At 56.3% G+C, this 15291-nt stretch carries 13 protein-coding genes; 11 read left to right on the top strand and 2 right to left on the bottom strand.

Annotated elements, in window-relative coordinates; genetic code table 11:
• Positions 1-66 precede the first annotated feature (66 nt).
• The 6 genes from IEX10_RS13380 (at position 67) to IEX10_RS13405 (ending at position 7830) form a co-directional block, all read left to right on the top strand.
• Positions 67-885 (top strand): AraC family transcriptional regulator, encoded by an 819-nt coding sequence (locus tag IEX10_RS13380; protein ID WP_188676139.1) that lies wholly within the window; start codon positions 67-69, stop codon positions 883-885.
• Positions 886-1186: 301 nt separating this feature from the next.
• Positions 1187-2848, top strand: coding sequence for an ABC transporter substrate-binding protein (locus tag IEX10_RS13385; RefSeq protein ID WP_188676141.1), 1662 nt, complete (start codon positions 1187-1189; stop codon positions 2846-2848).
• A 155-nt stretch (positions 2849-3003) separates the two neighbouring features.
• Complete coding sequence (locus tag IEX10_RS13390; protein WP_188676144.1) at positions 3004-4086, top strand: ABC transporter permease; 1083 nt, start codon at positions 3004-3006, stop codon at positions 4084-4086.
• Positions 4087-4101: 15 nt separating this feature from the next.
• A complete protein-coding gene (locus tag IEX10_RS13395) occupies positions 4102-5307 on the top strand; it encodes an ABC transporter permease (RefSeq protein ID WP_188676147.1) in 1206 nt (401 codons plus the stop codon).
• Positions 5308-5319: 12 nt separating this feature from the next.
• Positions 5320-7410, top strand: coding sequence for an ABC transporter ATP-binding protein (locus IEX10_RS13400; protein WP_188676150.1), 2091 nt, complete (start codon positions 5320-5322; stop codon positions 7408-7410).
• A gap of 84 nt (positions 7411-7494) precedes the next feature.
• Complete coding sequence (locus IEX10_RS13405; protein ID WP_188676153.1) at positions 7495-7830, top strand: antibiotic biosynthesis monooxygenase family protein; 336 nt, start codon at positions 7495-7497, stop codon at positions 7828-7830.
• Here IEX10_RS13405 and IEX10_RS13410 read toward each other — a convergent pair whose 3' ends face one another.
• Complete coding sequence (locus IEX10_RS13410) at positions 7831-9033, bottom strand: cation:proton antiporter (protein WP_188676156.1); 1203 nt, start codon at positions 9031-9033, stop codon at positions 7831-7833.
• A 327-nt stretch (positions 9034-9360) separates the two neighbouring features.
• Between IEX10_RS13410 and purB the strand changes: the two genes are divergently transcribed.
• Positions 9361-10665, top strand: coding sequence for an adenylosuccinate lyase (purB, locus tag IEX10_RS13415; RefSeq protein WP_188676159.1), 1305 nt, complete (start codon positions 9361-9363; stop codon positions 10663-10665).
• A gap of 398 nt (positions 10666-11063) precedes the next feature.
• Here purB and IEX10_RS13420 read toward each other — a convergent pair whose 3' ends face one another.
• Complete coding sequence (locus IEX10_RS13420; protein ID WP_188676162.1) at positions 11064-11378, bottom strand: DUF1476 domain-containing protein; 315 nt, start codon at positions 11376-11378, stop codon at positions 11064-11066.
• 213 nt (positions 11379-11591) lie between these two features.
• On the opposite strand from IEX10_RS13420, the gene purC reads away from it, so the two are divergent.
• The 4 genes from purC (at position 11592) to IEX10_RS13440 (ending at position 15283) form a co-directional block, all read left to right on the top strand.
• Positions 11592-12350 carry a phosphoribosylaminoimidazolesuccinocarboxamide synthase gene (gene purC, locus IEX10_RS13425; RefSeq protein ID WP_188676167.1) on the top strand — a complete coding sequence of 253 codons (759 nt, stop codon included), beginning with the start codon at positions 11592-11594 and terminating at the stop codon, positions 12348-12350.
• 203 nt (positions 12351-12553) lie between these two features.
• The gene (gene purS / locus IEX10_RS13430) at positions 12554-12793 is read left to right on the top strand and encodes a phosphoribosylformylglycinamidine synthase subunit PurS (protein ID WP_101656953.1); all 240 of its coding nucleotides are present in this window, start codon (positions 12554-12556) and stop codon (positions 12791-12793) included.
• The gene (gene purQ, locus IEX10_RS13435) at positions 12793-13470 is read left to right on the top strand and encodes a phosphoribosylformylglycinamidine synthase subunit PurQ (protein WP_188676170.1); all 678 of its coding nucleotides are present in this window, start codon (positions 12793-12795) and stop codon (positions 13468-13470) included. The genes purS and purQ overlap by 1 nt, the downstream gene beginning before the upstream one ends.
• Before the next feature lie 49 nt (positions 13471-13519).
• A complete protein-coding gene (locus tag IEX10_RS13440; protein WP_188676173.1) occupies positions 13520-15283 on the top strand; it encodes a sensor histidine kinase in 1764 nt (587 codons plus the stop codon).
• Positions 15284-15291: the final 8 nt, after the last annotated feature.

Genomic DNA, 15291 nt, shown 5'->3' on the forward strand with positions numbered 1-15291 from the left:
TTTGCGCTTTAGTGAGGATATACCCGATTTCTTTTTTCTAAGTTCGACGCCTAAAGCGAGCCCATTATGGATGACGATTCTCCAACACTGATCCGCGACACAGAGCAACGGGTCTTTGTCGGCTCGCTTGCGGGAACGCTGCGCTCCAGCCACCCTGAACTCCGGCTCGATAGTGTGAACGGCCTGCACAAGTTCTTCTGGATTTCCAAAGGCAACGGGCGGTGTATGATCAACGGGGTCACACGGTCTTTTGGGCCTAACACGGTTATCTTTATTCCCCATGATGTCCCCCACCGGCTGGAACTGTCTTCCAATGTTTATGGTGTGGTGGTCACGGTTGATCCCAATGTGGCTGTTGTGCTGCCCGACCACTCCGTTTTCATGCCAATCCTGAACCTGATGGACCAGAAACAGATTGCCAACCGGTTTGACCGTATCTCGGCTGAATTCAACACAACTGGCATCGGGCGCAATCTGGCGGTGGAATATCTGGTCGGTCTGCTGTCGGTGCATCTGGCCCGCATGGCGCAAAAACACTTTAAGGAACCCCAAACAAACGCGGCCCAGCGCCTGATGGAAGCTTTCGTCAATATGCTGGAAAAGGACTACCGCACCGGGCGCACTCTGGCAGAATACGCCAAGGTTTTGGGTGTAACGCCGACGCACCTGACGCGGGTGTGTCAGCAGGTGAACGGAAAATCAGCCTCGCGGTTGATACAGGAACGTGTGCTCGCCGAAGCCCGTATGATGCTGAGCAATACAGACCATAAAATTCTGGAAATCTCCAACCAGCTCGGCTTTTCTTCGCCAGCATATTTCACGCGATTGTTTTCTGCCAAACAGGGACAAAGCCCGAAGGCTTACCGACAGACCGCGCAGAAGTAAGCGCGGGCAATCTGCCCTGCAATACTGTCCGCCTCTAAGCCTGTGGTGAGTTAAATTCACCCAAGCGTGAGTATTCTCGACCAACAATGCCGCAAACGCGACACTCAATGTCGCATTTCACCCCTAAAAAACCACTTAAAGCGAGTGTCCTGTTCAGGCGGCGGAGGGAAAAAGTAGCACGTCATCCAAAAACAACAGCGCCAAACCGGAGGTGTCCGCCGGGCTTTGGTTTGGGCAAACAAGCAAATCGTGCTATACTCAATAAAATCAAAAAAATACCAATTCTATCAGGGAGAAACATATGAACTCGACACACTCCAGACTGCACCCCGCAGTGGAAATGTACGCAGAGGAACACAAATCAGGCCTTTTGTCCCGACGGGAATTCCTGTCGCGCGCTACAGCGCTCGGGGCGACGGCCGCCGTTGCTTATTCGTTGATCGGCACCCCGATGGCAGAGGCGGCTGCACATGGCGCCAAGCCAGCAATGGGTGGTACCATGCGCATCCAGATGACGTGTAAGGCACTGAAAGACCCGCGGGCCTATGACTGGTCCGAAATCGCCAACTTCACCCGTGGCTGGCTCGAATATCTTGTGCAAATCAACGTCGATGGTTCTTTTGAGGGGCGCTTGCTGGAAAGCTGGGAAGCCAATGAGGACGCGACCGAGATTACGCTGAACGTGCGTAAGGGCGTAAAGTGGAACAATGGCGACGATTTCACAGCCGAAGACGTGGCCCGCAACATCCGTGGTTGGTGTGACAAGGCTATGGAAGGCAACTCTATGGCCGGTCGTATGGCCACATTGATTGGCGAAGACGGCACGGCTGCCGAAGGCGCGATCAACGTTGTGGATACGCATACCGTGGTTCTGAAACCGTCCGACCCTGACATTACCCTGATACCGGGCATGGCCGACTATCCTGCGGCGATTGTCCATTCGTCCCACGATGCGGATAACATGCTGGGTAACCCGATCGGCACCGGCCCCTACATCCCTGAATCCTTTGAAGCAGGTGTCAAAGGTGTGGTTGTGCGCAACGAAGATCACACATGGTGGGATGCAGAGGAAAACGGCCCTTATGCAGACCGGATCGAATACATCGACTTTGGCACAGAACCCGCCGCTTGGGTCGCTGGGGCTGAATCCGAGGAATACGATATTGGCTACCGCACAGATGGCGAATATATCGAAATCTTTGAGACGCTTGAAGGCTGGACCCGCTCCACAACTGTAACCGCCAACACGATTGTCGGGCGCTGCAACCAAGTGGCCGAGGTGGACGGCATGGTTCCTTACAAAGACAAACGTGTGCGTAAGGCACTGGCAATGGCCGTCGACAATGCGGTTGTGCTGGAACTGGGCTTTGCTAACAACGGTGAGGTTGCTGCGAACCATCAGGTGGCACCGATCCATCCGGAATATGCGGATATTGGTCCTCACAAACATGACCCCGAAGGTGCAAAGGCCCTGATGGAAGAAGCCGGAATGGCCGATTTCGAGCATGAGCTTATTTCCCTTGATAGTGACTGGCGCAAGGATTCCACCGATGCCATCGGTGACCAGATCCGCCAGGCCGGCATTAAGATCAAACGGACCGTGCTGCCGGGCTCAACCTTTTGGAATGACTGGGCAAAGTATCCGTTTTCAACCACCAACTGGAACCAGCGTCCGCTGGGTATTCAGGTGCTTGCCCTTGCCTTCCGCTCCGGTGAAGCTTGGAACGAAAGCGCCTATGCCAACCCCGAGTTCGACGCCGCAGTGACAGAAGCAATGGCGATTGCGGACGCGGACCAGCGCCGCGAGGTCATGGCCCGTCTGGAACAAATGCTGGTCGATGACGGCGTTATGATCCAGCCCTACTGGCAAAGCGTGAACCGTTTCTACCGCGACGGTGTGGTGGGCGCAGAAATGCACCCCTCGTTTGAGATCCACGTTCACAAGCTCGGGTTTGCCGCCTGATGCGAAACGACGAAAGGCCAGAGCACTCCTCTGGCCTTTTTCGTCAATCCTCACAGTTGTCTGACGACCAACCAAAAAACCAAAGGCGCGGGCCTTGCTGATATCCGGTTCAAACGGAACACGCAGGACCACGCGGCCAAACGACAGGGAAATTTATGGGAAGATTTATCCTCCGGCGAACAGGGGTCATGATACTGACTGCCCTGTGCCTGACTTTCATCGTGTTTTTCATGACAAACCTCCACCCGAACCTTGAAAAACTGGCGAAAACCGAAGGCAACATGCGAATGACCGACGAACAGGTCGAAAGCTGGTTGGTGAACCGAGGATATACCCAGAATGTCTTTGTTAAGTACGGTCAATGGCTTGGCGTGATGCCTTCCCCCCGCTTTGAAGTGGGCGAAGACGTTTACACTCGCTGCTCCCGCCCCGGTGTTGCGCTGGAAGATACCGGACGCTTTTGCGGTGTGCTGCAAGGGAATTTCGGATTTTCAACGGTGTTCAAGGGCGAGGTTTCAGATATCATCGCCAAACGCTTGTCCCTTACAGGATGGTTGATGCTGTTCGTGCTGATTGTCATGGTGCCCATGGCACTGATCATCGGGATACTGGCGGGGATGCGGGAAGGCTCTCGCACGGACCGGTCGCTCTCTACATTTGCAATTGCGACCACGGCGACGCCGGAATACGTGTCCGGTGTGATCTTTGTGGTGCTGTTTGCATCCTCGCGCACCGGCCTTTCGCCGATCCTGTACGAATGGGGCTGGATCGAAAAGAAAACCATGTTCAAAGGGCTGGCATCGACCGCCGCCAATGACATTACATTTGCCAACTTCACCCTGCCAGTCATGGCACTGGCGCTCTACGGCGTGGGCTATATCGCGCGAATGACGCGGGCTTCCATGGCCGAGGTGATGACCGCACAATATATCCGTACCGCGCGCTTGAAGGGTGTCAGCTTTCGCAACATCGTCATGAAACACGCGCTGCGCAATGCGCTGATTGCACCGTTTACGGTGATCATGCTGCAAATCCCGTGGCTGCTGACCGGCGTTGTCATCGTCGAGACGCTGTTCAACTACAAAGGCTTTGGTTGGACGCTGGTTCAGGCCGCTGGCAACAACGATATCGAACTGTTGCTCGGGGTCTCTGTGGTGGCTGTGCTGGTGGTGCTGGTAACGCAGCTTATATCCGACATCGGCTATGTATTTCTCAACCCGCGCATCCGCGTAAGCTAAGGAAGGGACGACATTATGGAACCTCTCACATCCCTTCAAATCGCCGGATATGTATTCTTGCAATTCATCCCTGTCTGGGTCGGAATGCTGGTGATTTTTGCCCTGTCGATTATGACGAAGAACCGGACCGGGCTTTACGGCAAACTATTCGACAGCCCCATCGGCATGGTCGGCTTCGCGCTGGTGCTGTTCTGGGTCCTGACGGCGATCTTTGCCGATGCGATCATGACCCACGCCGCACTTGAAACCGCGTCGGGTATGAAAAACAAACTGCCCGGCACCCCCCTGCGCGGCGCTGCTGAAGACGATTTCCAGTGGTATCTGTTTGGCGGTGACAACCTTGCGCGGGACGTGTTCTCTCGCATGGTGGCCGGTTCGCGGATTGTGCTGATCATCGCGCCCGCGGCCACGCTGTTTGCCTTCATGGTGGGTATCACGCTTGGTCTGCCTGCAGGATACTTTGGCGGGCGTGCAGATACGATCCTGTCTTTTCTTGCCAACCTCGTGCTCGCCTTTCCGGTGATCCTGCTGTTCTATCTGCTGGTCACACCGGAAATCCGCGCTGCGGGGGCGGAAATCCGCATCTGGGGCGGCAATACCTGGGTCACGTCGATCCCTAATATTCTGGCGGCAATCCTGTTCCTGTTCCCGATCCTGTTCCTGCTGATCCTGTTCCAGTCACGTTTTTTCACCCAGCCGATGCTGCGCAACATTCTGGTTGCAGGCACATTGCTGGTGGGGGCGTGGATGTATTCCGGTCTGGCCTTCAACGCCGATCCTTTAGGCCTGCTCGGGATGGATCCGAATTTGCTGAACATCTTTGTCTCGGTGGTGTTTGTGAACTCTCCGACTGTGTTCCGGATCGTGCGGGGGCTGGCGCTTGATATCCAGACGCGGGACTATGTGGCGGCGGCCCAGACCCGTGGCGAAGGCCCGTGGTATATCATGCTGTGGGAGATCCTGCCCAACGCGCGCGGTCCGCTGATCGTGGATTTCTGCCTGCGCATCGGCTACACCACGATCCTTTTGGGAACCTTGGGCTTCTTCGGCCTTGGCCTGTCACCCGAAAGCCCCGACTGGGGGTCCACCATCAATGAGGGGCGCAAACTGCTGACCCTTTATCCCCACCCTGCCCTGATCCCTGCCCTTGCGCTAATGTCGATGGTGCTGGGGTTGAACCTGCTGGCCGATGGCTTGCGCGAACAATCACTCAAAGACTAAGGGAGACGCGGAATGACAAAATGGGACTATGACGGCCCGATCCTAGAGATCGAAAACCTGTCCATTTCCTTCTTCACCCGCGCCGGAGAAATTCCGGCGGTGATGGATTTCTCCACCACCGTTATGCCCGGAGAGGCAATGGGTTTGGTCGGGGAATCCGGTTGTGGCAAATCCACAGTTGCGCTGGGGGTGATGCAGGATCTGGGTAAAAACGGAGAGATCGTCGGCGGCAGTATCAAATTCAAAGGCCGCAACCTGAACGAAATGTCCGAGGAAGAACTGCGCGACCTGCGCGGCTCTGAAATTGCGATGATCTATCAGGAGCCGATGGCCTCGCTTAATCCAGCGATGCGGATCGGCAAGCAACTGATGGAAGTGCCGATGATCCATGAGGGTGCCTCCAAGGAGCAGGCCCGCAAGATGGCAATCGAGGTGGTTACAGATGTGAAACTGCCAGATCCGGAACGGATTCTGGACGCCTACCCACACCAACTGTCGGGCGGGCAGCAGCAGCGTATCGTGATTGCGATGGCGCTGATGTCCAAACCGTCCTTGCTAATCCTTGACGAACCCACCACCGCGCTTGATGTGACGGTGGAAGCGGGGATCGTCGATCTGGTGAAAGGGCTGGGCGAAAAATACGGCACCTCCATGCTATTCATTTCCCATAACCTCGGGCTGGTGCTCGATACCTGTGACCGGCTGTGCGTGATGTATTCCGGTGAGGCAGTGGAAACCGGCTCTATCGAAGATGTGTTCGACAAGATGCGCCACCCTTATACGCAGGCGCTGTTTCGCTCTATTCCGTTGCCCGGCGCTGACAAGAATGCGTCACCCCTGATTGCCATTCCGGGTAACTTCCCCCTGCCCCACGAACGGCCGCCGGGATGTAATTTCGGCCCGCGCTGTGACTACTTCGTGGACGGTCTGTGTAACAAGGGCGCGATCCCGATGGTTGCTGTAGAAGGCGGCGGGCGCGACCGCCATGAAAGCCGCTGCCTGCGCGTGGACGAGATCGACTGGAAGGCGCCACCTGCCCTTGGCGACAACACCCAAAAGACCGAGCCGGGCGAAGTGGTGCTAAAGGTCGACGGGTTGAAAAAATACTACGAAGTGGCCGCAAACGCCATATTTGGCGGCGGGGATGTTCGGGTTGTTAAAGCCAATGAAACTCTGTCCTTTGAAGCCCGCGAAAGCGAAACACTGGCGATTGTGGGGGAATCCGGCTGTGGGAAATCCACGCTCGCCAAAGTTTTGATGGGGTTGGAGACCGCCACGGACGGGTCTGTGACGCTGAACAACAACCACATCGAAAACACCCCGATTGAAAACCGCGGCACGGACACGGTCGCCTCGATCCAGATGGTGTTCCAGAACCCGTTTGACACGCTCAACCCGTCGATGACGGTGGGCAGCCAGATCATCCGCGCGCTTGAGATATTCAAGGTCGGCAAAACCGCAGCCGACCGCCGCCAGCGGATGCTGGAACTGCTCGATCTGGTGAAACTGCCCCGTGCCTTTGCGGATCGGATGCCACGCCAGCTTTCGGGCGGTCAGAAACAGCGGGTTGGCATCGCGCGGGCCTTTGCAGGATCGGCGCAGATTGTGGTGGCGGATGAACCTGTGTCCGCGTTGGACGTATCTGTGCAGGCGGCAGTGACGGACCTATTGATGGAGATCCAGCGGGAAAACAAAACCACGCTGCTGTTCATCAGTCACGACCTGTCGATTGTGCGCTACCTCGCGGATCGGGTCATGGTGATGTATCTCGGTCATGTGGTGGAGATGGGCACAACTGAGGAAGTTTTCTCACCGCCCTATCACCCTTATACCGAGGCTCTGCTCTCTGCGGTGCCGATTGCCGACACCAGCGTGTTGAAAAAGCGGATCGTGCTGGACGGGGATATTCCGTCTGCCATGAACCCACCGAGCGGCTGTCCCTTCCAGACCCGTTGCCCCCATAAGGTTAACGTGGCGGGAAACCTGTGTGAGACCGAAGTCCCACCGATGCGTGATCTGGCGGGCAGCCAGCAGATCAAATGCCATCTGGCGCAAAGCTATCTCGACCAGATGGAGCCGGTGATCAAAATCGCTGCGGAATAGAGCGGGCGGGCCGTGGTTGAAACAGCGTGACAGGGACCTTTGCGGGGTGGCATAACGGGGCCAACCCCAAGCAAAGGTCCGCCCATGTCCCGCTTCGCCCCCCTGCCCGAACCACCCTATTATGCTGTCATCTTCACGGCACAGCGCAAAGGGGCTGACGCCGGTTACGGTGCTATGGCTGATAAAATGGCAGAACTGGCGGCAAGCCAGCCCGGCTATCTCGGGGTGGAAACAACGCGGGATGAAGGCGGGCTCGGCATCACGGTGTCCTACTGGCAGGACGAAGCTGCGCTGAAGAACTGGAAACAGGTGTCAGAGCATTTGTTTGCCCAGAAAATGGGTCGTGAAAAATGGTATGACCACTACACTTTGCGGGTGGCCAAGGTGGAGCGGCATTACGACGGCCCTGAAGGGCGTTAATCAATCCTGCGACGCGCCTTCTTTCTGCGCAAATATCCGTGCCAGCGGAGCAGCAGAAATACCGTGGGCCAGAATGGACAGAAACACCGTCACCACCACGCAGGCCTGAATCTCGTCCTTGAACGGGATGTCGTAATCTTCAACCACCAACAGCGCAAACAGGATTGATGCCAGCCCCCTTGGCCCGAACCAGCCCAGAAATAGCCGTTCGCGCAGAACCAGATGACTGCCCAGCAGGGACACCATGATCGGCACGATCCGCACCACCGTTAGAAACAGCACTGCCAGCAGAATGGCAGACAGGCTGAGGTGCGCGATCCCGACGGGCAGCAACACCGCGCCGAAAATCACGAAAGCGCCGATGGTGGCAAGCTGGCCCTGACTCTCCATAAATTCGGTAATGAAACTCGCGTCATAGCGGTAGGTATTGCCAAAGCACGCACCCGCGACAAAGGCCGCGATAAACCCGTTGCCCCCGATGACCGAGGCCAGCAGATAGGCCGCAAAAGCAGTGGCGAGGAACACAATCGCCTCGCTTTCCTCATTCGCCCAACCCGTTTCCTGCGCGCGGTTCATCGCGCGGGCTATACCCCAACCGACAGCCAACCCCGCCAGCGGCCCAAGGATCACCTGCAACAAAGCATCAAGCGCCAACGCACCGGTTCCTCCACCGCTGCCTGCCAAAATCGCACCGAACAGCACAAAAGGCAGCGCCAGCCCGTCGTTCAGCCCGCTTTCTACATTAATGGTCTGGCGCAACCGATCCGGCAGCTTGTCAGAATTGACCACCCCCGCCCCCAAAGCCGCATCTGTCGGGGTCAGCACCGCCGCGATCAGCAGGGCCACGGCCCAACCACCCGAAGGGAAAATCAGATAGGCCACCACTGTGCCCAACCCGATCGTAAGGGGCATCCCGATCACCAGCATCCGCAGCGGTAAAAAGACGCTCGTGGCAAGGTGTTTGGGGCGAAAGTGGCTCGCATCCGCAAAGAGGACAATGATCAGCGTCACCTCGGCCACCACGCGGGCGATTTCGCGCAGGGCATGGTCCTCGGCCAGCAGGGCAATTGGATAGGACATGGCAAATCCGGTGGCCGTGAAAATCATCGGCAGAGTGATAACGGATTTCTCCAGTCGCGCCGCCGACAGCGCCCAGAGGATCACGACACACAACAATCCAAGCACCAGAAGTTCAGTTGGCATAGTGTCCCCAATCGTCAATCCACGGCTATCCCGTTGAAAAACCATACCCATTCCCGCCCCCGCTTGGCAAGCGGACCTGCTGACAACACTTGTCAGGACCGGCAGGCAATTGGAACCTTCAAGCCATGTGGCCTTTGCCGCCAGAAACCACGGCGCATTCGGGCTACGCCTCGCAATCCTGATCCGCGCTTAGCCTTTGCGCATCAGTTGATAGGTTGGCCGGTGTGCATGCGACACCTCTCGCGCTTGTCAGTTGCGTCCTGTCAGTCTAAACCGCGCCCATCTGCCCGTATTAGCAAAGCCTGTCAGACAAAGGACACTCGCTTCATGATCCCACGTTATTCCCGTCCCGAAATGGTTGCCATCTGGTCGCCGGAAACGAAATTCAAAATCTGGTACGAGATCGAGGCCCACGCCTGTGACGCGATGGCCAATATCGGTGTTATTCCCCGCGAAAACGCCGAAGCGGTCTGGAAAGCCAAAGACGTTGAATTCGACGTGGCCCGTATCGATGAAATCGAAGCTGTCACCAAACACGATGTCATCGCTTTTCTAACCCATCTGGCCGAACATGTGGGCAGCGACGAAGCCCGCTTTGTGCATCAGGGCATGACCTCTTCTGACGTTCTGGACACTTGTTTCAACGTACAACTGGTGCGGGCCTCCGACATTCTGATCGCGGATGTAGAGGCGCTTCTGGCAGCTCTGAAACGCCGAGCGATGGAGCATAAAGACACCGTTCGCGTTGGCCGCAGCCACGGCATTCACGCCGAACCGACCACAATGGGCCTGACCTTCGCGCGGTTCTATGCGGAAATGGACCGCAACCTGACCCGTCTTAAAACCGCCCGCGAAGAAATTGGCACTGGCGCGATTTCTGGCGCTGTTGGCACTTTTGCAAACGTTGATCCGGCTGTTGAAGAACACGTCTGCGAACAGCTTGGCCTTAAGCCAGAGCCGATCAGCACCCAAGTCATCCCGCGCGACCGTCACGCCGCCTTCTTTGCAGCGCTCGGTCTGGTGGCGAGCTCAATCGAGAACATCGCAACCGAAGTGCGCCACATGCAGCGCACCGAAGTTCTGGAAGGCGCGGAATTCTTCTCGGCAGGGCAAAAAGGCTCTTCCGCAATGCCGCACAAGAAGAACCCGATCCTGACCGAAAACCTGACCGGTCTGGCACGCACCGTGCGAATGGCCGTCATCCCTGCGATGGAGAACGTAACCCTGTGGCACGAGCGGGACATCTCCCACTCCTCAGTTGAGCGGGCGATCGGGCCGGATGCGACCATCACGCTCGACTTTGCGTTGAACCGTTTGACCGGTGTGATCGACAAGATGCTGATCTACCCTGACAACATGCTGGCGAACATGAACAAGTTCAGTGGTTTGGTGATGTCCCAGCGTGTTCTGCTGGCGCTGACGCAAGCCGGCGTATCGCGTGAGGACAGCTACAAGCTGGTGCAGCGCAATGCGATGAAAGTCTGGGAAAACGGCGCGGATTTCAAAACCGAGTTGCTGGGCGACGACGAAGTGCTTGCCGCCTTGTCGCCCGAGCAAATTGAAGAAAAGTTCGACCTTGGCTACCATACAAAACACGTCGACACGATCTTTAAGCGGGTCTTTAAAGACTAACGCACCCTGCCGTTAACATGTGAATCACCAGTAGCTCTGGTGATTCACCTAGTAGGTCAGCGCGATTGATTGTTGCGTTTCAGGAAACGCCAAAGTCTCAAAAATCACTAGTTTTCACCGAAAATCGTTAATTTTTATATACCACTTGATAAATAACCACTCAAAGTGTGACTTTTATCACTTTTTATATACCTAAATTGAGGGTAATTTTGGGTATACCTTTTCAAGCAGCCTTATTTACAGTCGGTGTTGGGGATCGGGTAACTGATTTTCGAGGAATTTTGCTTCAGTGGCTGGCGTGTTGTGTCGCTTATACCGACTTTTAGTTATTTAGGGCCCTCGCTTTCGCGAGGGCCCTTTTTCATTGTGGTGGTATAACCTACCCCCGCAAGCGATCTTCAGATTTCGCTCATGATTTCGGCTTTTGCCTGAACTTTCAGCGCCTGCATCTGCTCTCGGATGGTGGCTTCATCAGCCTTGCCGTTCAGATCCCCAGACACTTTGCGAAAGACATCCTCGTCGCCTGCTTCTTCAAAATCGGATTTCACCACTTCCGCGGCATAGGCATCCGCTTCGGCGCCGGTTTTCCCCATCAGATCCGCAGCCCAGAGACCCAGCAGTTTGTTACGGCGCGCTTCGGCGCGGAACTGCATCTCTGCGTCATGGGCGAATTTGTTTTCAAAAGCCTTCTCGCGATCGTTAAATGTGCTCATCAGGGCTGTCTCCTTGTGACTACTATACCATCAATCTAGGGTGCCGTTCGTTCAAATGAAAGCACCCGAAGGTTTAAAATCACAAAGGTTTGTTTCTGGCCGAACCGTCTTTAAACTGCGCACGCACTATGCCCCGTGATGCAAACTGCTTGCCGCTTCGCCCAACAAACCCTATAGAACCCCCAAACCCCCGATACTGATGTGGAACCGATCATGGCGCGACGCACGAAAATCTACGAAGGCAAAGCGAAAATCCTGTATGAAGGCCCCGAGCCAGGGACAATTGTCCAGTATTTCAAGGATGACGCCACTGCGTTTAATGCGCAGAAGAAAGATGTGATCGAGGGCAAGGGCGTATTGAACAACCGCCTGTGTGAATATTTCATGAACGGTCTGACCGCGCTGGGTATTCCGAACCACTTCATCAAACGGCTCAACATGCGCGAGCAACTGTGCCATCAGGTAGAGATCATTCCGCTCGAAGTGATCGTGCGCAATGTGGCTGCCGGTTCCCTATGCAAAATGCTTGGTATCGAGGAAGGCACACAGCTGCCGCGCCCGATTGTCGAGTTCTGCTACAAAGACGATTCCCTTGGCGATCCGTTGGTGTCCGAAGAGCATATCCTTGCCTTCAACTGGGCCACCCAGCAGGATCTGGACGATATGGTTGCCATCGCTCTGCGGGTGAACGATTATCTGTCCGGCCTCATGTATGGTGTCGGGATCAAGCTGGTGGATTTCAAGATCGAAATCGGCCGCCAGTTTGACGGTGATTTCCAGCGCCTGATCGTTGCGGACGAAATCTCCCCCGACAGCTGCCGCCTGTGGGACATCAAAACCGGCCAGAAACTGGACAAGGATGTGTTTCGCCGTGATCTGGGCGATCTGGCAGATGCCTACACCGAAGTCGCCCGCCGTTTGGGGCTGATGCCGACCAACAACATCGCAGACGGCCCGAAGCTGGTTAGTTAAGTGTAAGCCTTTGGGCCCTGTCCCAAAGGCCGGACCACGATCCAGACCGTTGCCCTGAACAATGTGCCCGCAGCGACCGCTGCGGGTTTTTTCGTTGGAACGTCCTTAACGCACTCTTCCCCCCCGCGACACCCGTTCCTCTTGCCACAATCGCAGCTTGGCGCTATCACGCGGCCATACCTCTTGGCCAAAGGAATCCCCTGATGAAAGCACGTGTCCACGTTACCCTGAAAAACGGTGTTCTTGACCCTCAAGGGGCAGCTGTCGCCCATTCACTCGGGGCGCTCGGGTTTGATGGCGTCAACGACGTGCGTCAAGGCAAGGTGATCGAACTGGATCTGGCCGAAACAGATAAAGCCGCCGCCGAAGCCAGCGTTAAACAGATGTGCGAAAAACTGCTCGCCAATACTGTGATCGAAAACTACTCGGTAGAGATTCTCTGATGCGCGCGGCGGTTATCCAGTTCCCCGGATCCAACTGTGATCGGGATATGGCTGTGGCACTGGCCAATGTGGCGGGTGGCGCAGAGAATGTTTCTATGGTCTGGCACAAAGACGCGGAGCTGCCAAAAGGGCTCGACGTGATCGGCATTCCGGGCGGTTTTTCTTTTGGCGATTACCTGCGCTGCGGTGCGATTGCTGCGCGCTCCCCTATTATGGATGCGGTTGTGGAGTTCGCCAATAAGGGCGGATATGTCTTTGGCCTGTGTAACGGCTTTCAAATCCTGACAGAATCCGGCCTGCTGCCGGGCGTTTTGATGCGCAATGCGGGGCTGAAATACATCTGTAAAGACGTGGAACTGCGGGTGGAAACCACCGCATCGCCCTTCACGTCCCGCTACACGGTTGGCGAAGTTGTGACGGTTCCTGTGGCCCACCATGACGGCAACTATTCCGCCGATCCAGAGACACTGAAACGTCTGGTCGGGGATGATCGGGTGGCGTTCCGCTATACCGAAACGCCAAACGGTTCGGTTGATGACATCGCGGGTATCCTGTCTGCAAACAAGCGGGTTCTGGGCATGATGCCCCACCCCGAGCGTCGGGCAGATACACAGCTGGGCGGCACCGACGGCGTGCGCTTCTTTGAAGGCATCGCGGATGCGCTGGTTTCTGCCTGATCCCAAGGCAAAGCTTGAGCAACCGCGCGCTGCGCCCTAGATTGGCACAATGAACGCAACCGAGCCAGAACCCCGCCGCCGCAGCCATTGGGTGCTTCGCGCAGGTGTGCTTGCGTTTCTGGTTGCAACCGGTGTGCTGATCTGGCTGTCCAACATCTACTTTACCCAGCGTTTTTCCGAAGCCACCCGCGCGGATGCCGAAGCGCAGATGACGCTGTATTCGGGACGGCTGGTCAGCGAGCTGCACCGCAATTCTGTGGTGCCTTTGCTGCTGTCGCGCGACACGACGCTAATCTCTGCGCTGAACACCGACGATTACGTGGGTACTTCGCAGCGGTTGATTTCCTACAAGGATGAAATCGGCGCTAAATCCATCGTGCTTTTGGATGACGGCGGTCGGGTGGTCGCGGCTTCTGACCGGCGGGAACTGGGGACAGTGCTGCGGGATTCCACCTTCTTTATCGAGGCTTTGCGCTCCCCTGATACGGTATTCACCACCAATGGCGTCAAGGAAGGCGCGCTTGGGTTCTATTATTCGCGCAAAATGCAGAGCCAGAAAGAAACTGTTGGGGTTATCCTGATAGAAGTCGATCTGGACCAGTTGTTTGACCGATGGTCGACGCGGGACAGCATCATTTTTGTCTCTGACAGCGAAGAGGTCATCATCCTCAGCACAGAGCGCCAGTTCCGCCACCAGACGCTAGAGGCAGCACTGGCCAACCAACCTGCCCTGTCGGCGGTGGAACGGGCGTGGCAGGCCACGGGCGATTGGAACCGCAGCGTCGTGAACGCCAATTTTCAGGGGCAACCGCTGTTTCGGCTCGATCAGAAAATCCCGTTTCAGGGCTGGAAGCTAAGCTATCTTGCGTCCTTTGAAGATGTGCGCGCACGGGTGAACGCGGTGCTTGCGCTGGAAATGATGGTGTTGGCGATTGTCACCGCTCTTGGGTTTTACTACCTGTCGCGCCGTGCCATCCGCCAGTCCTTCCTGTTTCAGGCCGAAAGCCGCGAATTGCGGGCGCTGAACGAGCGGTTACAGAACGAAATTGCGGAACGGGAAAGGGTCGAGAAGGATCTGGAGGTGGCTGAACAAAGCCTTGCCCAGTCCTCCAAGCTCGCCGCGCTTGGCGAGATGTCCGCCGCTGTCAGCCATGAGCTGAACCAACCCCTCGCCGCTATGCGCACCTATCTGGCGGGTGCAAAACTGCTGTTGCAACGCCGCCGCCCCGCCGAGGCCATGTCTTCGTTTCAGCGGATCGATGATCTGATCGAACGCATGGGGTCGATTACGCGTCAGCTGAAATCCTATGCCCGCAAGGGCGGCGACGATCTTGTTGCTGTTGATATGCGCGATGCGGTGAATGCGTCTTTGTCGATGATGTCGCCACAACTCAGCCAGATGAAGGTTGAAATCCTGTCCAACCTGCCGCCCGACCCTGTGATGGTGCTGGCAGATCAGGTCCGCGTGGAACAAGTGATCGTTAACCTGTTGCGTAACGCCCTTGATGCGACCAAACTGCAAGAAGACCGCCGCATTGCGATCACCCTGACCGGAGGCAGCACCATTAAGCTGGCCGTGGAAGACAACGGCAAGGGTATTGAAAACCTCGACGAGCTGTTCGAGCCGTTTTACACCACGAAAAAACCGGGGGATGGTGTCGGGCTGGGATTAGCCATCTCGTCTGGAATTGCCAAAGATCTCGGTGGGCGACTTATCGCCCGAAACGCACAATCGGGTGGCGCGGTGTTTGAGTTTTGGCTTCCCGAACTAGATAAGTCACAGATCAAGACACAGACACAGGCAGCAGAATAGAGAGCCCC

It is taken from the genome of Neptunicoccus cionae (genome assembly GCF_014643735.1).
GTDB lineage: Bacteria > Pseudomonadota > Alphaproteobacteria > Rhodobacterales > Rhodobacteraceae > Amylibacter > Amylibacter cionae.